This is a genomic window from Brenneria tiliae, from assembly GCF_023347575.1.
Classification (GTDB): Bacteria; Pseudomonadota; Gammaproteobacteria; order Enterobacterales; family Enterobacteriaceae; genus Brenneria; species Brenneria corticis.
The window spans coordinates 77,511-95,293 of record NZ_JAKPCB010000089.1 but is presented as its reverse complement, the minus strand read 5'-3'; the positions used below and the strand labels follow the sequence as shown (position 1 = coordinate 95,293).

Here is a 17,783-nt window from a genome sequence, read left to right as displayed (position 1 = left end):
ATGTACAGGGTAGATTGGAAAATATTTTTATCCATTGGGAGTTAATTATGAAGAATAAAATCTCTATTTTTGCCGCTATCGTAATGGCGTTTTCTTTAGCCGCCTGTTCCAGCAATTATGTTATTCATACCGACGACGGGCGCACCATCATTACCGACGGCAAACCCAAGGTTGATGATGATACCGGCCTGATTAGCTATACCGATGCCTACGGCCAGAATCAGCAGCTTAACCGCGCCAATGTTAAAGAAATAGCTGAAGCTAAGTAGTTATCGCGGTCGTGGCGGGCAGGATAGCCCGCCATAAAAAAAGCACCGCATTCGCGGTGCTACATAAAATCACTATGGACAGACAGGATAAATGTACAGGAAGTGAAAAGGTAGCCTGGCTACCCTGTCCGCAAAGGCAGACAAATAAATAGCAAACACAACATCACAACCACAAGCCAAAAGCACCTCAGGTCACCCCTCCGCACTTTTCGTTCCGGCTCAGGAAGTTGCGCTAATATAGGTATTTGCTGGTACATCCTCAACGGACAATTTATAATGCCTCGGATTACAAAATCTAATAGATAAATAAAGATGATAAGCGTCTTATTTATCGATCAATAAAAGAATTTCATTCATGTCAAAACGTTTACCTCCGCTTAATTCTCTGCGGGTATTTGATGCGGCGGCCCGGCACCTGAGCTTTACCAAAGCGGCGGAGGAGCTGTTCGTTACGCAAGCGGCGGTCAGTCATCAGATTAAGTCTCTGGAGGATTTTCTGGGGCTGAAACTATTTCGCCGGCGTAACCGTTCGTTGCTGCTGACGGAAGAGGGGCAAAGTTACTATCTTGATATTAAAGAAATCTTTTCCTCACTTAATGAAGCGACCCGTAAATTGCAATCCCGCAGCGCCAAAGGCGCGCTGACCGTCAGTCTGCTTCCCAGCTTTGCCATTCACTGGCTGGTTCCCCGGCTTTCGAGCTTTAATGCGGACTATCCGGGCATTGACGTGCGCATTCAGGCGGTGGATCGTGACGAGGATCGCCTGTCGGACGATGTGGACGTCGCCATTTTTTACGGTCGCGGCAACTGGCCGGGGCTGCGGGTGGAAAAACTGTATGCCGAGTATCTGCTGCCCGTCTGCTCGCCGGTGCTGCTGACCGGGAACCATCCGTTGAAAACGCCGGCGGATCTGGCGGCGCATACGCTGCTGCACGATGCCTCGCGCCGCGACTGGCTGGCTTATACCCGCCAGCTCGGCGTACAGATTAACGTGCAGCAAGGGCCGATTTTCAGCCACAGCGCGATGGTGCTACAGGCGGCGATCCACGGGCAGGGCGTGGCGCTGGCGAACAATGTGATGGCGCAGACGGAGATCGAAGCCGGCAGACTGGTTTGTCCTTTTAACGATGTACTGGTGAGTAAAAATGCTTTTTATCTGGTATGTCATGACAGTCAGGCAGAACTGGGTAAAATAGCCGCCTTTCGGCATTGGATTCTGGCGCGGGCGGCCAGCGAGCAGGAAAAGTTTCGTTTCCGTTACGATAACGGTACGCGCTGAGGCCGGTGGTGGCCGGGCCTTGGCTTTACAGACCGATTGAATTGGATTTCAACAATGAATAGTCGTTTTATGCTGGTGTTTTCCGCCATCAGCGGTTTTATTTTCGTCGCCCTGGGGGCGTTCGGTTCTCACGTGTTAAGTAAAACGCTGGGGCCGACGGAGCTGGACTGGTTACAGACCGGGCTGGAGTATCAGGCGTTTCATACGCTGGCGATCCTGGCGCTGTCCATCTCCATGCATCAGCGCGCCAATCTGTGGTTTTACTGGAGCAGCGTGTTTCTGGCATTGGGTACGGTGTTGTTCAGCGGCAGTTTGTACTGCCTGGCGCTTTCGCATCTGAAGCTGTGGGTTTATGTCACGCCGCTTGGCGGATTCTGTTTTCTGATTGGGTGGCTGTTGATGCTGGTTGGCGCGTTGCGTCTGAAGAGAAAGGCCGAACGCCATGAATAAAGTTATTTTGTATTGCCGTCCCGGTTTTGAAAAAGAGTGTGCGGCGGAAATAACCGCCAAGGCGGCGCATCATGACGCCTATGGTTTTGCCCGGGTAAAGGATAACAGCGGGTATGTGATATTCGAGTGCTACCAGCATGAAGACGCCGAGCGGCTGATAAAAGAGCTGCCGTTTCATGAGCTGATTTTCGCCCGCCAGATGTTTCTCGGCGGCGATCTGCTGCGCGACCTGCCGCCGGAAGATCGCATCACGCCCATTGTCGGCATGCTGACCGGCGCCGTTGAGCGCGCCGGCGAACTGCGGGTGGAAGTGCCGGACACCAATGAAAGCAAAGAGCTGATGAAGTTCTGCCGCAAGTTTACCGTGCCTTTACGCGGCGCGCTGCGCAAAAACGGCATTCTGCTTGAGCGTGAAAAGGCCGAACGGCCGGTGTTGCACGTGCTGTTTATTGCCCCCGGCTGTTGTTACGTCGGCTATTCCTTCAGTAATAACAATTCTCCCTTCTATATGGGGATCCCGCGCCTGAAGTTTCCGTCCGAGGCGCCCAGCCGTTCAACCCTGAAACTCGAAGAGGCGTTTCACGTCTTTATTCCCGCCGATGAATGGGATGAGCGCCTTGGCAGCGGCATGTATGCGGTCGATCTGGGGGCCTGTCCCGGCGGCTGGACTTATCAGCTGGTGCGGCGCAGCATGATGGTGCACGCCGTGGATAACGGCCCGATGGCGCCGAGTCTGATGGATACCGGGCAGGTTATTCATCATCAGGCCGACGGTTTTCGTTTTGAGCCGCCGCGCAACAACGTTTACTGGCTGGTGTGCGATATGGTGGAAAAGCCGGCCAAGGTTACCAGCCTGATCGCCGACTGGCTGGTGAAAGGCTGGTGCCGGGAAGCGATATTCAATCTGAAACTGCCGATGAAAAAACGCTATGAGGAAGTTGCGCAGAACCTGACGCTACTCCGCGAGCGGCTGGAGGAAAACGGCATTAATGCGGAAGTTCATGCCAAACAGCTCTACCACGACCGCGAAGAAGTGACGGTGCACGCCCGCCGTTTCTGGGCCGCGGTGCCGGGTCGGCGCGATGAGCGGTAGCATTCGCCAGGGGCGGCGGGAGAAGCGGGATTAAGGATTTTGCTGCGGCAACCGTAACTGCTGAAGATTGCCGTCCAGCGTCAGATCCCGGCTGAGCGTCGCCACCCGGCGGCTGATAAAGGCCATCTCCCGCTGTTGTTCCAGTTTGGCGCGCCATTTTTCCGCTACGTTTTCCAGTTGCTGATAAAGCGCGTCCAGACTTCCCGCCTGTTGCAGCAAGAGCACCGCGCTTTTGGGGCCAATCCCGCTGACGCCGGGGATTTTACTGCTGCTGATGCCGGCCAGTCCCCAATAATCCGTAAGCTGCTGCGGCAGTACGCCGAACTCCTGCCGTACAAAAGGCAGGTCCAGCCAGCGCTTCTGGAAGTAATCTCTGATTTGGATGGTCGGCGCCAGTAGCTGACAGTAACCTTTGTCGGTGGAGACAATGGTCGCCTGATGCCCGGACGCCGCCACTTTGCTGGCCAGCGTCGCCGCCAGATCGTCGGCCTCGTTGCCGGGCGAATGCCAGTTGGCGACGCCCATCTCGGCAAATGCGGCTTTGATCTGCGGCAGTTCCTGTTTAAGGTCCTCCGGCATCGGCGCGCGCCCGGCTTTATAGTCGGGTAAAATCTGATGGCGCCAGCTGGCGCTGCGATCTTCATCGTCGAATACCGCCACGGCGTGGCTCGGCTGGCTGTGTTGCAGCAACTGGCCCAGCGCATGCTGACAGGCCGTGACGCAGGGCGAGCCTTGTACCGCATGAATCCGCCGTATCAGGTTAAGCGCATCGACAATCAGCAAATGTACGGGCATGGGCGTCTTCCTGGTGATGTCCCTTGTCTGCGGGGAAGGCGCGTTTCCCCGCGTTGGCGTCAAGCAGACGGCTAAGCGCAGATCTCGTAACAGGGAATATAGGCGCTGCCGGGCAGTTTCATGCGCTGCTGCGCCACGAAGCCCTGTAGCAACCTATCCATGCTTTTCATCATCCGCGGGTCGCCATGGAGTTTATAGGGGCCTTGCTGTTCAATGGCCTGAATGCCGACCTCCTTAACGTTTCCGGCGACGATGCCGGAGAAGGCGCGACGCAGCGCGGCGGCCAGTTCTTCCGCCGGCTGGTCGGGATGCAGGTTAAGGTTGGCCATATTTTCATGGCTGGGATTGAACGGCAACTGCAAGTCCGGCGCAATGCGCAACGACCAGTTAAAGCTGTATGCGTCGCCGGTATGGCGGCGGCTTTCCTTGACCAACGGCATCGATTTTTTCATCTGACGGGCGACTTCCGCCGCGTCATCAATAACGATGGAGTAGTAACGGCGCGCCTGGCGCCCCAGGGTGCCGATAATAAATTCATCTAATACGCGGAAATAATCGGCGCTCTCTTCCGGCCCGGTGAGGATGATCGGCAACACCTGTTCGCTGTTCTCCGGATTCATCATAATCCCCAGCAGATAGAGGAACTCTTCCGCCGTACCGACGCCGCCGGGGAAAATAATGATGCCGTGGCCGATACGCACAAAGGCTTCCAGCCGTTTTTCAATATCCGGCATGATGATCAGCTCATTCACCAGCGGGTTGGGCGGCTCCGCGGCGATGATGGAAGGTTCCGTCATACCGATGAAACGCCCGTCTCTGTAGCGCTGCTGGGCGTGTCCGACGGCGGCGCCTTTCATCGGCGCTTCCATGGCGCCGGGGCCGCAGCCGGTACAGATGTTCAGCTCGCGCAGGCCGAGCTGGCTGCCCACTTTTCGGGCGTAGAGATATTCGGTTTCATTAATGGAATGTCCGCCCCAGCACACCACCATATTCGGCTCTTCGCCGACGTGCAGCGCTCTGGCGTTGCGTAAAATAGAGAAAACCAGATTGGTGATGTGGGCGGAGTTTTCCAGATTCAGGTTGTAGTAGCGTCCGGCGTCGGTGATTTGACCGTTAACAAACAGAATATCGCGCAGCACGGCGAACAGGTTGGCCTGCAGCGAACGGATAATATAGCCGTCGACAAAGGCTTCCTCCGGCGGGTTGACCAGCTCCAGTTTGACGCCGCGCTCACGGCGCAGCACGTTAATATCAAAGTTCTCATAACGGGAAAGCAGCTCTTTGCTGTTATCCGTCTGGCTGCCGGAATTCAATACCGCCAGGGAACAGTTGCGAAACAGGCGGTAGAGATCGCTGCTGGCGGAGCTTTTCAGCATATCCACTTCCAGCTGCGATAACAGATCCATAGACCCTAACGGGCTGATATGCGTAATCAATGTTGCTCCTTAAAATGCAGTAAAATCCGCTGAGGATGGCGATCTATTTTTTCTTGATATCCCACCTTAGCGTGCTGCCATCATTTTTTCCAATCATCACCGCCGTCGGCGACAAAAGTTGCGTAACGCTACGCATTTATTGCCGCGGCAGTCGTCCGGTCGCCGGGGTGAAAGGGACATTGCTGCGCCACGGATTGATGTCCAGTCCGCCGCGGCGCGTGTAGCGCGCGTAAACGCTAAGCTGTTGCGGCTGACAGTAATGCATCAGATCGTTGAAAATCCGCTCGACGCATTGTTCGTGAAACTCATTGTGATGGCGGAACGACACGATATAACGCAGCAGCGACTCCCGATTAATGCGTTTCCCGCGGTAGCGAATCTGAACCGAGCCCCAATCCGGCTGATGGGTAATCAGACAGTTGGATTTCAGCAGATGACTGACCAGCGTCTCTTCCACCCAGGTTTCATCCTGCGCGTTTGCCGCCAGATAGTCGGCGTTGAATTCATAGTTGTCGATGCGAATGTTCTGATCGTCGATACATTCGCCGTCAAAGCCGGCGATAGGCTGGCCTTCCAGCTCACCGAGTCTGAACAGCGTTACCTGGACCGGGCCTTGCGCGCATTGGGCAAGATCGTCGGTTAGCGTGGCGCGCACGCGCTCCCAGCTGTCGAATACGGTTTGGTTGAAGCTGTTGAGATAAAGTTTGAAACTTTTCGATTCAATCAGATTCAGGCTGGCGGCATCCAGCTGCATTTCACCCACGGCGACCTGGGGTACGCCGTTTTCGTTCAGCCAGGAAAGCTCATACAGCGTCCAGATATCCGCGCCGTGAAACGGCAGTTCCTGCGGCAGGATGCCGAGCGGTTCACGGTTCAGGCTGCGGGGAACCGGTTGTAATAAACCGGCGTCATAGCGATCGTGATAAGGTGTCGGTTTTCCCAGCGTCAGCCCGCTCAGGGCCTGATGCTTGTCGTAAGCGGACATGCTGTTACCTTGATGTAAGAAGATAGGATATGGTGAGTAGTGTAACCCGACTAACAGAATGATGAGAAAAATTATGGATTATGAGGTGACTCAGGCATTGGCGGCCTTTACCCGGCGCTATGTCGAACTATGGCGGCAGGAAACAGGCCAGCCGCCCGCCAGCGAGGCGCTATACGGCGTTCCTTCCCCCTGTATTACCGCCAGCCGGGAAGATGCGGTTTACTGGCTGCCGCAGCCGTTTTTACCGGCGGCGTCGCTGGACGGCGTCGAACGGGCGCTGGATATCGGCCTGCATCCGGATATCCATGCGTTTTATACCGCGCAGTACGCCGGCGACATGGCGGCGCGCTTCGGCGAGGTCGCGTGCATTTTGCTGCAGGTCTGGAGCGAGGAGGATTTCTCGCGCATGCAGGAGAACCTGATCGGCCATCTGCTGACGCAGAAGCGCTTAAAACTGCCCCCGACCTTGTTTCTGGCGACCACCGACTCCGAAATGACGATGATTTCGCTCGCCAATATTTCCGGGGAAGTGATTCTGGAGGAGTTTGGCACGCGAAAACATCAGGTGCTGGCGCCGACGCTGGCGGATTTTCTCTCTGGTCTGCATCCGGTGCTGGCCTAATCATTAATCGCGTTTCACTTTTTGCCATGTGAGAGATCTCTTACATTTGCTGTGAGAGATCTCTCATCTTTTATAGCTAAGTTAGCGTGCATGTTTATTTTTTCATTATTAATTAGTTGGTTAAGTTTAGCTTCCCTCTTTTTTCGCCGCGAAGATTGATAAACAGCATTATTTTCCCCTTGCTGAAATGGAACAATTAATACATCTTATTACTTAAGTTAGTAACCGGTTACACTGGGTTTGATGATAATCATCAGTAATGATGAATGATTTATCAGGTTCTGTTTTAAGGAAGATAAGTTTCAGGACGAAACCGGGACACCTCCAGGAAGGAGACAGAGAGCCGCACGGGAAGTGTCGGTGGGGCAGGAGCCTGATGGATTGAGTCAGGGACGATACAGGATGGATAAGTCAGGAAGAAAGTCGGACGCCAGCATGGATTGTCGGTCAGGAAGACTGCCAGGGAAAAGTTTTCAAGGATGAGCAGGGACGCAACGGTGTAGCGGGATGGCTATAAAACGAACCGGGGGTACTGAGCAATCAGTACCCCCATTTTTTTATGGCGGTCAATCCTGCCCGCCACCCTGCGGGCCGTCGCAGGCGACGTTTAAAAACGCTCCCGGCGTTTTTTTATGGCGGTCAATCCTGCCCGCCACCCTGCGGGCCGTCGCAGGCGACGTTTAAAAACGCTCCCGGCGTTTTTTTATGGCGGTCAATCCTGCCCGCCACCCTACGGGCCGTCGCAGGCGACGTTTAAAAACGCTCCCGGCGTTTTTTACCGCAGTCGTTTAGCAAAATGCGAATATTGGGCGAGACTGATATCAATGCTATGCTTTGCCGCCAACCGCAACAGGCTTCAGCCGTGAGAGACCGCATGAGTTTAGAGAGTCAGGTTCGTCAGTCGCTGATCGACATCGAACGCGTATTAAAAGACAGCCCTTTCTGGCAGACCTCCCCCCCGGAAGCCTCCGCCTTCGCCAGCGTCGAGCCTTTCTGTATTGACACCATGCGGGCGGAACAGTGGCTACAGTGGGTGCTGCTGCCGCGTATGCACGCCTTGCTTGACGGCGGCGCCCCCTTGCCGACCGAATTTTCCCTGCTGCCCTATTTCGAAGAGGCGCTGGAAGGCGTTCCCTCCGATCTTGAGCCGATTTTAACGGAGGTTGGCCAGCTCGACGCGCTATTTGCCAATCGCCGGAACTCCCCGGATGAACACCACGATGCTTGAGATCGTTTATCAGGATGAGCATCTGGTGGCGGTCAATAAGCCGGCCGGTTGGCTGGTCCATCGCAGCTGGCTGGATCGTAAAGAGAAAGTGGTGGTGATGCAGACGGTGCGCGATCAAATCGGTCGGCATGTCTATACCGTCCACCGTTTGGACCGGCCGACGTCCGGCGTGCTTTTACTGGCGCTGTCCAGCGACGTGGCCCGGCTGTTGTCGCAACAGTTTGAGCAGCATCTGTTGCGGAAAACCTATCACGCCGTGGTGCGCGGCTATGTGATGGATGATGGGGTGGTCGATTACGCCCTGACGGAGGAACTGGACAAAATAGCGGATAAATTCGCCAATCCCGATAAGGCGCCGCAGCCCGCGGTGAGCCATTATCGCGCGCTGGCGCGGGTTGAAATGCCGGTGGCTATCGGCCGCTACCCGACGTCGCGCTACAGCCTGCTTGAACTGACGCCGCAAACGGGACGCAAACATCAGCTGCGTCGTCATATGTCACACCTTCACCATCCGATTATCGGCGACAGCGCCCACGGCGATCTGCGGCAGAACAGAGGCATGGGGGCGCATTTCGCCTGCGGCAGGCTGATGTTGCATGCGAGCCGGCTGAATTTGACTCACCCGGTGAGCGGCGAGGCATTAACGTTGCAGGCGCGCTGGGATGCGCCGTGGCAGGGGGTAATGGCGCAATTTGGCTGGCAGGGGATTCTCCCTGAGTTTGAAAGGGTTGAGTTTCATGCGGCGTCGGGTCAGGATAGCGGGCATTTCATTAAGTCTTAAATAAAATTGGAGTTACAAATCATGGCGCAGATTGGTATTTTTGTTGGCTCGGTCTACGGCAACGCGGTGCTGGTAGCCGAAGAAGCGGAAAATATCCTCAGAGAACGCGGACATGAGGTTAACGTTTTTGAGGATGCGTCGCTGGAGTCATGGCTGAGCTACCTTGAGCACTATATTCTGGTGGTGACCTCAACCACGGGCCAGGGACAGCTCCCTGACTCGATCGCGCCCCTGTATGCCGCTTTACGCGAGCAGGGGGGCTATCAGCCGCAGCTGCGCTATGGATTGATCGCGCTGGGCGACAGCAGCTATGAGAATTTCTGCGGCGGCGGGCATCAGTTTGACGCGCTGCTGCAGGAAATCGGCGCCAAGCGCATCGGCGACGTACTGGAAATCGATGCGATTGAGCATCCTGAACCGGAAGTGGTTTCCTGTCCGTGGGTAGAGCAGTGGGTGGAGTCGGTCGAGGCGCAAGGGGAGTAAGCCGCATACAAAACGGGAGCGCGAAGCTCCCCGTTCAGACCATTGACAAGCCCGTTATTAGGGAGGGCGTGGCGAGGGGCCGTAGCGGCGTAAGCCGCCGACAAATTTGCCAGGAGCAAATTTGAACAGCATTGATATGCTGGCCCGCTAGGGTGGGACACAAGGATGTGTCCCATAATAGCCCCTCGGTACGGTAGGCCCGGATATCTCAGGCTTACAGACGACTTTGTCAGCAACCTCCGTTTTACATTGTCCCGTAGCCTGGCCGTCAGCGATTTTTAGTCAGCTTCTCCAAATCGGCTTCGATCTCGGCGATTTTGTTCGATACCACGCCTTCCAGATGGCGCAGATCGTCAAGGATCTTGCGTTTCAAATCGACTTCCACCTGTTCGTGCTGACAGATTTGATCGAGCTCCTCAATCACATAGCGCAGGTTGGGGCTGATTTCGTTGATCTCTTTGTAAGCCTGACCGGAATTGTCCGCCATGATGGTTTTACGCTGACGCGGATATTTGAATTTTACGCTTTTGGCGAAAAACTCCCCCTTATCCTTGCGAAAGTATATTTTCAGAATGTCGTTGCTGGCTTCCTGACGCAGACTATAGCGGTCGATATCATCCGGGTTGCTGATACCCAGGCTTTTCAGATTGTCATACATGGCGCGGCCTTTTTTGATTTTAAAATACGTCGATGATTATAGAGAGAAGCGACCGGGTTTATCTGTGATTGTTCACGATTTTTTGTGCGCTGGCGCGGCGGCCTGAAAGGTGGCGGCCACGGATGGCACGCCCATAGAAAATGGCGGGTTGGATAAACCCGCCGGCTTCGCCTGTTAGTCGATGGTGCGCAATAACTCGTTAATTCCCACTTTAGCGCGGGTTTTCGCGTCCACTTTCTTGACGATAACCGCGCAATACAGACTGTGGCTGCCATCTTTCGACGGCAGATTGCCGGAGACAACCACAGAACCCGCCGGTACGCGGCCGTAGTGGATCTCACCGGTTTCACGGTCGTAAATCCGCGTACTCTGGCTGATAAATACGCCCATGGAAATCACCGAGCCTTCTTCAACGATCACCCCTTCAACCACTTCCGAACGCGCGCCGATAAAGCAGTTGTCTTCGATGATGGTCGGGTTGGCCTGTAAAGGCTCCAGAACGCCGCCGATGCCGACGCCGCCGGACAGGTGCACGTTTTTACCAATCTGCGCGCAGGAACCCACCGTTACCCAGGTATCGACCATGGTGCCTTCATCGACATAGGCGCCGATGTTGACGTAAGACGGCATCAGCACGGTGTTGCGGGCGATAAACGCCCCCTGGCGCACGCTGGCCGGCGGCGCCACGCGGATACCTTCGCGCTGGAAACGCGCTTCATCATAATCGGCGAATTTCATCGGAACCTTGTCGAAAAAGCGCGTTTCCGCCCCTTCGATAAGCTGGTTATCGTTAATGCGGAAAGAGAGCAGCACGGCTTTTTTCAGCCATTGATGGGTGACCCACTGGCCGTCGATTTTTTCCGAAACGCGCAGCGCGCCGCTGTCCAGCAGGCCGACGGCCTGACTGACCGCTTCGCGGGTGACGGCGTCTGCGCTGGCGGGGGTAATCTCGGCGCGGCGCTCGAAGGCATTTTCGATAACGTTCTGTAGTTGTTGATGCATCCTGTTTTCTCTTTCCTGATTGTGAAAATTAACTCAATGGTACTTTATCGTTTGGGTTAAGGGCTTCTGTCAACCGTTGTTGCAATTTAACGCGCAATTCCGGTTTTAGCGCCCGTCTCTCGCTGTCGGCGAGAATAAACAAGTCCTCCACCCGTTCGCCGATGGTGGAAATACGGGCGCCGTGCAGCGACAGATTAAGGTCGGCGAAAATTTCGCCGATACGGGCCAGCAGCCCCGGCTGATCGAGGGCGCTAAGCTCCATATAGCTGCGTCTATCCGTATGAGTCGGCAGAAAGTTCACCTCGGTCGGTACGCTGAAGTGGCGCAGCTTCGGCGACGAGCGGCGCGCGCGCGGATGCTGATAGTCACGCTGGGTCAGCGCCTGCTCAAGGGCGTAACGCGTGGTCTCGTGACGGTCCTGCGCCAGCGGGCTGCCGTCCGGCTCCAGGACGATAAAGGTATCCATCGCCATGCCGTCGCGACTGGTAAAGATTTGCGCATCGTGCACGCTGAGGTTGCGGCGATCCAGCTCGCCGGCCACGGTGGCGAACAGATAGGGCCGGTCCTGGCAGCGGATAAAAATTTCCGTGCCGCCCCGGCTGGCCTGATGGCTGATCAATACCAGCGGTTTACCGCTGTCGTGCTCCAGCAGGTGGCGGGCGTGCCAGGCCAGCTGGTTGGGGGAATGGCGCAGGAAATAGTCGGCGCGGCAGCGGCCCCAGATATTATGCAGCGCCTCTTCATCGATATTATCCATACGCAGCAGAGCCAGCGCCTGTAAGCGGTGGTGGCGCACGCGTTCTCGCACGTCCGGGGTATTCTGCATTCCTCGGCGCAGCTGTTTTTCCGTGGCGAAATAGAGCTCGCGCAACAGACTCTGTTTCCAACTGTTCCACAGGGTTTCGTTGGTGGCGCAGATGTCCGCGACGGTCAGGCTGACCAGATAGCGCAAGCGGGTTTCGCTCTGCATTTCCGTGGCGAATTGCTGAATCACGGTCGGGTCCTGAATATCGCGGCGCTGGGCGGTAACGGACATCAGCAGATGGCGGCGCACCAGCCAGGAAACCAGCTGCGCTTCACGCAGATTCATTCCGTGCAGCGTCGCGAACTCCAGCGCATCCAGGGCGCCGAGCTCGGAATGATCGCCCCCGCGCCCTTTGGCGATATCGTGAAACAGGGCGGCGAGCAGCAGCAGTTCCGGCTGCGGAAGACGCGGATAGAGCTCCACGCACAGCGGGTGGCGCGTTCGGGTTTCCTCCTCGGCGAAGCTTTCCAGCTTCAGCAATACCCGGATAGTGTGCTCATCGACGGTGTAGGCGTGAAACAAATCAAACTGCATTTGCCCGACGATGTTGCTCCACAGCGGCGTATAGGCCGACAGCACGCTGTGGCGATGCATGGGGAGCAGGGCGCGGCTTACCGCATGCGGGTGGCGCAGGATATTCATAAACAGCTGCCGCGCCTCCGGGATGGCGCATAGCGGGCCGGCGAGATGGCGCCGCGCATGTCGCAACTGGCGCAGCGTGGTGGAATAAATCCCCGCGATGTCGCGGTCGCGCACCATCAGGTAAAACATGCGCATGATGGCTTCCGGCTTATGGATGAACAATGTGCTGTCACGCAGATCGATCAGGTTGCCGCGCAGCTGAAATTCGTCATCGATCGTCCGGGGCTTTTCGTTCGGCTCCAGCGCCAGAATCGCTTCGTCGAACAGCTGCAGCAGCATCTGGTTCAGTTCGCTGACGCGATGGGTCACCCGGTAGAAGTCTTTCATCATCCGCTCTACCGGCGCATTGCCTTCGCCCCGGTATTGCAGAAGCTGCGCCACGTTGAGCTGACGGTCGAACAGCAGACGATTGTCGTAGCGCGGCAGCAGCAAATGCAAGGCAAAGCGGATACGCCACAGAAAGCTCTGACACTCGTTGATCTCCTTGCGCTCCGCCTCGGTCAGAAAGCCGAAACCGACCATCTCGTCAAGGGAGGTGGCGCCGAAGTGGCGGCGGGCCACCCACAGCAGGGTGTGAATGTCGCGCAATCCGCCGGGGCTGCTTTTGATATCGGGCTCGAGATTGTAGCTGGTGCCGTGGTAACGCTTGTGACGCTCCTGCTGTTCGACGATTTTGGCCGCGAAAAAGGTCGCCGAGGGCCAGAAGTCTTCGCTGAATACCTGTTTTTGCAGATTGAGGAACAGCGCCACGTCGCCGCAGATCATGCGGGATTCAATCAGGTTGGTGGCGACCGAGATGTCCGCGCGTCCTTCCTGCAAACACTCTTCCAGCGTTCTGACGCTGTGACCGACTTCAAGCTTGAGATCCCACAGCTGGGTAATGAATGCGCCCACGCGCTGTGAGTGCTGTTCGCTGAGCTTTTCCTGGCTCAGCACCAGAACGTCGATATCCGACAGCGGATGCAGCTCGCCGCGCCCGTAGCCGCCAACGGCGACCAGCGCCGTTTGCGACACGTTTTCAAAACCGTAAAAAAACCACAGCCGTTGCAGCAAATGGTCGATGAACTGCGTTCTGGCGTCAATAAGCGTTTCCGCACTGACGCCGGAGGTAAACTCGCTTGCCAGCCAGTCTTGAAACTGTTCCAACTGCTGTTTCAGCACCCGGCAGTTCAGCATCTCGTCGCGGTAAGTGAGGGGCGAATCAGGAGGCGGAACAACCGCGGGGGATGGCGCGGGAATATCTGGCGGAAGGTTTTTTTGGATCATATGCGCAGCCCATAACAAATTGCCGTGAGTGATGACAACGACGGAACCGACGAGACCGTTATCGCCGCGCCCGCCGTCATTCCCGCAGGTCCCCGCTTTCGCGAGGAGGAATCTCAAGCAACGCCGGTCATCGGTGAAAGCAGATCCCTGCCTACTGCCGCAGGGACGACGAGATGGCGCCAACCAGCTAAATTGGCGCGATATTATGCCTGGTGCGTAATGATGTTGGGGATGGTGTCATCTTTCCGCAATGTCATTATTTCGCAGCCGTCGTCGGTTACCACAATAGTGTGTTCGTACTGCGCCGACAAGCTGCGATCTTTGGTTTTTACCGTCCAGCCGTCTTTCATGGTGCGAATGCGGAAATCGCCGGCGTTGACCATCGGTTCGATGGTAAAAGCCATGCCGGGCTGTAACACCACGCCGCCGTCGTCCGCGTCATAGTGCAGCACCTGCGGTTCTTCATGGAACCCTTCGCCAATACCGTGACCGCAGTATTCACGCACCACCGAGAAGTCGTGCGATTCAACGTATTGCTGGATCGCTTTGCCCAGCGCGCGCAGGCGGATGCCGGGTTTCACCATTTTCAACGCCAGATACAGGCTTTCCTGGGTGATGCGGCACAGGCGTTCGCCCAGGATGGTGGGTTTGCCGGCGATAAACATTTTCGAGGTGTCGCCATGAAAACCATTTTTGATCACCGTGACGTCGATATTGACGATATCGCCGTCTTTGAGGATTTTCTCTTCGCTGGGAATGCCGTGGCATACCACTTCATTGACGGAGATGCACACGGATTTGGGGAAGCCGTGGTATCCCAGAGAGGCGGAAATGGCCTGCTGTTTATTGGTGATGTGATCGTGGCAGATTCTGTCCAGTTCGGCGGTACTGACGCCGGGCACCACGTAAGGTTCGATGATTTCCAATACTTCGGCGGCCAGGCGTCCGGCCACGCGCATTTTTTCGATGTCTTCAGGAGTTTTTATTGATATTGCCATTGAATAATGTCCGCAGGTGTCGCATTGAACGACGAAATTAAGATTGCTCGGTAAGTAATAACGTATGTTATCAGCCCTGCTAGCGGCTTGCCAAATGATGATTATGAAACGGCGCGGCGGGAATAACAAAAGTTGGTGTCCCGGCGGGAATTATGGTATAAAGCGCGCCGATGATCCGACTGGGTATTTTTGCATACCGTTCGGCTGAATCAACTAAACTCACTTTGTGTATATAACACACACGTGTCGGCACATTCGCCGGGGTGCTCCAAAGGTTTTCAACCTGCGGGGTCGGCGCAATGGGACACGTGGAGGCTTAACCCCATACTTAATTTACAGAGGTAATCATGGCAACTGTTTCCATGCGCGACATGCTCAAGGCTGGCGCCCACTTTGGTCACCAAACCCGTTACTGGAACCCGAAAATGAAGCCGTTCATCTTCGGTGCGCGTAACAAAGTGCATATCATCAACCTTGAGAAAACCGTACCCTTGTTCAACGATGCGCTGGCTGAGCTGAGCAAAATTGCTTCTCGCAAGGGCAAAATTCTGTTCGTCGGTACCAAACGCGCAGCAAGCGAAGCGGTAAAAGAAGCTGCTGACAGCTGCGATCAGTTCTTCGTGAACCATCGCTGGCTGGGCGGTATGCTGACTAACTGGAAAACCGTTCGTCAGTCCATCAAACGTTTGAAAGATCTGGAAACTCAATCCCAGGACGGTACTTTCGACAAACTGACCAAGAAAGAAGCGCTGATGCGCACCCGCGAACTGGACAAGCTGGAAAACAGCCTGGGCGGTATCAAGGATATGGGCGGTTTGCCGGACGCGCTGTTCGTCGTTGACGCCGATCATGAACACATCGCAATCAAAGAAGCCAACAACCTGGGTATCCCGGTGTTCGCTATCGTTGATACCAACTCCGATCCGGATGGCGTTGACTTCATCATCCCCGGTAACGATGACGCCATCCGTGCAGTGAACCTGTACCTGAGCGCCGTTGCGACCGCCGTTCGCGAAGGCCGTTCTCAGGATCTGGCTGAACAAGCGGAAGAAGGCTTGGTAGAAGCTGAATAATAAGGCTGGCTCTGTGAGCCCTTATTAACCAGGTATTGACATATGTTGGTTAGGGGGCCTGTTAAGGCCCCCTTTTTACTTATCTCCCCCGTGAGATAACCGAGGAAAAGACAATGGCTGAAATTACCGCTGCCCTGGTAAAAGAACTGCGTGAGCGTACTGGCGCAGGCATGATGGAATGTAAGAAAGCGCTGGTTGAAGCGAATGGCGACATCGAGCTGGCTATCGACAACATGCGTAAGTCCGGCCAGGCGAAAGCCGCCAAGAAAGCCGGCCGCGTGGCTGCTGAAGGCATCATCCTGACCAAAATTTCCGCAGACGGCAAATACGGCGTGATCGTTGAACTGAACTGTGAAACCGACTTCGTCGCCAAAGACGCCGGCTTCAAGGCTTTCGGTGAAGAAGTGGTTAGCGCGGCGCTGAACGAGCGCATCGCCGATGTTGAAACGCTGAAAGCGAAATTTGAAGAACAACGCACCGTGCTGGTGGCGAAAATTGGTGAAAACATCAATGTTCGTCGTATCGCGGTTCTGGAAGGCGACGTGCTGGGTTCTTACCTGCACGGCGCGCGCATCGGCGTCGTCGTTGCGGCAACCGGCGCGGATGAAGAGCTGATCAAGCATATCGCCATGCATATCGCCGCCAGCAAACCTGAATACGTTAAAGCCGACGATGTTCCGGCCGACGTGGTGGCTCGCGAGCACCAGATCCAGCTGGATATCGCCATGCAATCCGGCAAACCGCGTGAAATCGCGGAAAAAATGGTCGAAGGCCGTATGCGTAAATTCACCGGTGAAATCTCCCTGACCGGTCAGCATTTCGTTATGGACCCGAGCAAAACCGTCGGCGATCTGCTGAAAGAGCACAACGCCGACGTAACCAGCTTCATCCGCTTCGAAGTGGGTGAAGGTATTGAGAAAGCCGAAGTCGACTTTGCCGCTGAAGTTGCGGCAATGAGCAAGCAATCTTAATATAAAAAAAGGAGCCGCCGGTTGGCGGTTCCTTTTTATCCAGCCAAAATAATTTCAGCGCATTTGTGGGTGTTCACATTCTGGTGAACAGCGATAAGTGCGACAGTAGCGACTCCCAATACTACGATGACAGCCTGTAGGATGAGAACACCATGGCAACCAATGCAAAACCCGTATATCAACGAATCCTGCTTAAGCTGAGCGGCGAAGCTCTGCAGGGAAACGATGGTTTTGGTATCGATGCGAGCATTCTGGATCGCATGGCTCAGGAAGTGAAAGAACTGGTTGAGTTGGGTATCCAGGTCGGTGTGGTCATCGGCGGTGGCAACCTGTTTCGTGGCGCCGGCCTGGCCAAAGCAGGGATGAACCGCGTTGTGGGCGACCATATGGGGATGCTGGCGACCGTCATGAATGGCCTGGCGATGCGTGATGCGCTGCATCGCGCCTATGTAAACGCCCGTCTGATGTCGGCGATCCCGCTGAACGGCGTGTGTGATAATTACAGCTGGGCGGAAGCAATCAGCCTGTTGCGCAATAACCGGGTGGTGATTTTCTCCGCCGGTACGGGGAATCCTTTCTTTACCACCGATTCGGCAGCCTGCCTGCGCGGCATTGAAATTGAAGCCGACGTGGTGCTGAAAGCGACGAAGGTGGATGGCGTTTATTCCGCCGATCCGGTGCAGGATCCCTCCGCGGTATTGTATGAAACGCTGAACTACCAGGAAGTGTTGGAACGCGAGCTAAAAGTGATGGATTTAGCCGCTTTTACGCTGGCGCGCGACCACAACCTGCCGATCCGGGTTTTCAATATGAACAAGCCCGGCGCGCTGCGTCGCGTGGTCATGGGTGAGAAAGAAGGGACGTTGATCAGTAATAACGGATAACCCTAAAAATAGGGTAATATTCTCCCCTGATAACAAAAGATAGCCAGCTCGCGCTGGTATTAA

General features: G+C 55.6%; 18 protein-coding genes. 11 read left to right on the top strand and 7 right to left on the bottom strand.

Features of this window, described 5'->3' with window-relative positions; translation table 11 throughout:
• Positions 1 to 47: 47 nt before the first annotated feature.
• The 4 genes from MFP24_RS04405 (at position 48) to rlmM (ending at position 3,091) form a co-directional block, all read left to right on the top strand.
• On the top strand, positions 48 to 269 hold the full coding sequence (locus tag MFP24_RS04405) for a YgdI/YgdR family lipoprotein (protein WP_136167132.1): 222 nt from the start codon (positions 48 to 50) through the stop codon (positions 267 to 269).
• 355 nt (positions 270 to 624) lie between these two features.
• The gene (locus MFP24_RS04400) at positions 625 to 1,548 is read left to right on the top strand and encodes a transcriptional regulator GcvA (RefSeq protein WP_249229329.1); all 924 of its coding nucleotides are present in this window, start codon (positions 625 to 627) and stop codon (positions 1,546 to 1,548) included.
• A gap of 54 nt (positions 1,549 to 1,602) precedes the next feature.
• Positions 1,603 to 1,998, top strand: a complete 396-nt coding sequence (locus tag MFP24_RS04395; protein WP_136165131.1) for a DUF423 domain-containing protein — start codon at positions 1,603 to 1,605, stop codon at positions 1,996 to 1,998.
• Entirely contained in the window at positions 1,991 to 3,091 is a 1,101-nt protein-coding gene (gene rlmM, locus MFP24_RS04390; protein WP_249229330.1) for a 23S rRNA (cytidine(2498)-2'-O)-methyltransferase RlmM, read from the top strand. Before MFP24_RS04395 ends, rlmM begins: the two co-directional genes overlap by 8 nt.
• 30 nt (positions 3,092 to 3,121) lie before the next feature.
• Here the strand turns inward: rlmM and xni are convergent, their stop codons facing one another.
• The 3 genes from xni to queF form a co-directional block, all read right to left on the bottom strand.
• A complete protein-coding gene (xni, locus tag MFP24_RS04385) occupies positions 3,122 to 3,886 on the bottom strand; it encodes a flap endonuclease Xni (protein WP_249229331.1) in 765 nt (254 codons plus the stop codon).
• 71 nt (positions 3,887 to 3,957) lie between these two features.
• Entirely contained in the window at positions 3,958 to 5,322 is a 1,365-nt protein-coding gene (ppnN, locus tag MFP24_RS04380) for a nucleotide 5'-monophosphate nucleosidase PpnN (RefSeq protein WP_249229332.1), read from the bottom strand.
• A gap of 136 nt (positions 5,323 to 5,458) precedes the next feature.
• Complete coding sequence (gene queF / locus MFP24_RS04375) at positions 5,459 to 6,307, bottom strand: NADPH-dependent 7-cyano-7-deazaguanine reductase QueF (protein WP_249229333.1); 849 nt, start codon at positions 6,305 to 6,307, stop codon at positions 5,459 to 5,461.
• A gap of 73 nt (positions 6,308 to 6,380) precedes the next feature.
• Here queF and syd point away from each other — a divergent pair, with 73 nt between their 5' ends.
• From syd to MFP24_RS04355, 4 genes are all read left to right on the top strand, one after another.
• Positions 6,381 to 6,929 (top strand): SecY-interacting protein, encoded by a 549-nt coding sequence (gene syd, locus MFP24_RS04370; protein ID WP_249229334.1) that lies wholly within the window; start codon positions 6,381 to 6,383, stop codon positions 6,927 to 6,929.
• A gap of 874 nt (positions 6,930 to 7,803) precedes the next feature.
• Entirely contained in the window at positions 7,804 to 8,157 is a 354-nt protein-coding gene (locus MFP24_RS04365; protein WP_249229335.1) for a YqcC family protein, read from the top strand.
• Positions 8,150 to 8,938, top strand: coding sequence for a tRNA pseudouridine(65) synthase TruC (truC, locus tag MFP24_RS04360; protein WP_249229414.1), 789 nt, complete (start codon positions 8,150 to 8,152; stop codon positions 8,936 to 8,938). The genes MFP24_RS04365 and truC overlap by 8 nt, the downstream gene beginning before the upstream one ends.
• Positions 8,939 to 8,959: 21 nt before the next feature.
• Positions 8,960 to 9,421, top strand: coding sequence for a flavodoxin (locus tag MFP24_RS04355; protein ID WP_249229336.1), 462 nt, complete (start codon positions 8,960 to 8,962; stop codon positions 9,419 to 9,421).
• A gap of 268 nt (positions 9,422 to 9,689) precedes the next feature.
• On the opposite strand, the gene MFP24_RS04350 is transcribed toward MFP24_RS04355, so the two are convergent.
• The 4 genes from MFP24_RS04350 to map all read right to left on the bottom strand — a co-directional run bounded on the left by MFP24_RS04350 (position 9,690) and on the right by map (position 14,792).
• Positions 9,690 to 10,079: a DUF3461 family protein gene (locus tag MFP24_RS04350; protein WP_009114152.1), complete on the bottom strand. Its 390-nt coding sequence runs from the start codon at positions 10,077 to 10,079 to the stop codon at positions 9,690 to 9,692.
• Positions 10,080 to 10,253: 174 nt separating this feature from the next.
• Positions 10,254 to 11,081 carry a 2,3,4,5-tetrahydropyridine-2,6-dicarboxylate N-succinyltransferase gene (dapD, locus tag MFP24_RS04345; RefSeq protein WP_249229337.1) on the bottom strand — a complete coding sequence of 276 codons (828 nt, stop codon included), beginning with the start codon at positions 11,079 to 11,081 and terminating at the stop codon, positions 10,254 to 10,256.
• A gap of 28 nt (positions 11,082 to 11,109) precedes the next feature.
• Positions 11,110 to 13,794, bottom strand: coding sequence for a bifunctional uridylyltransferase/uridylyl-removing protein GlnD (glnD, locus tag MFP24_RS04340; protein WP_249229339.1), 2,685 nt, complete (start codon positions 13,792 to 13,794; stop codon positions 11,110 to 11,112).
• A 203-nt stretch (positions 13,795 to 13,997) separates the two neighbouring features.
• Complete coding sequence (gene map / locus MFP24_RS04335; protein ID WP_249229340.1) at positions 13,998 to 14,792, bottom strand: type I methionyl aminopeptidase; 795 nt, start codon at positions 14,790 to 14,792, stop codon at positions 13,998 to 14,000.
• Between the two features lie 347 nt (positions 14,793 to 15,139).
• Here map and rpsB point away from each other — a divergent pair, with 347 nt between their 5' ends.
• From rpsB to pyrH, 3 genes are all read left to right on the top strand, one after another.
• The gene (gene rpsB, locus MFP24_RS04330) at positions 15,140 to 15,865 is read left to right on the top strand and encodes a 30S ribosomal protein S2 (RefSeq protein WP_009114148.1); all 726 of its coding nucleotides are present in this window, start codon (positions 15,140 to 15,142) and stop codon (positions 15,863 to 15,865) included.
• 113 nt (positions 15,866 to 15,978) lie between these two features.
• The gene (gene tsf / locus MFP24_RS04325) at positions 15,979 to 16,836 is read left to right on the top strand and encodes a translation elongation factor Ts (RefSeq protein ID WP_249229341.1); all 858 of its coding nucleotides are present in this window, start codon (positions 15,979 to 15,981) and stop codon (positions 16,834 to 16,836) included.
• 152 nt (positions 16,837 to 16,988) lie between these two features.
• Positions 16,989 to 17,720 (top strand): UMP kinase, encoded by a 732-nt coding sequence (gene pyrH, locus MFP24_RS04320; RefSeq protein ID WP_249229342.1) that lies wholly within the window; start codon positions 16,989 to 16,991, stop codon positions 17,718 to 17,720.
• Positions 17,721 to 17,783 lie beyond the last annotated feature (63 nt).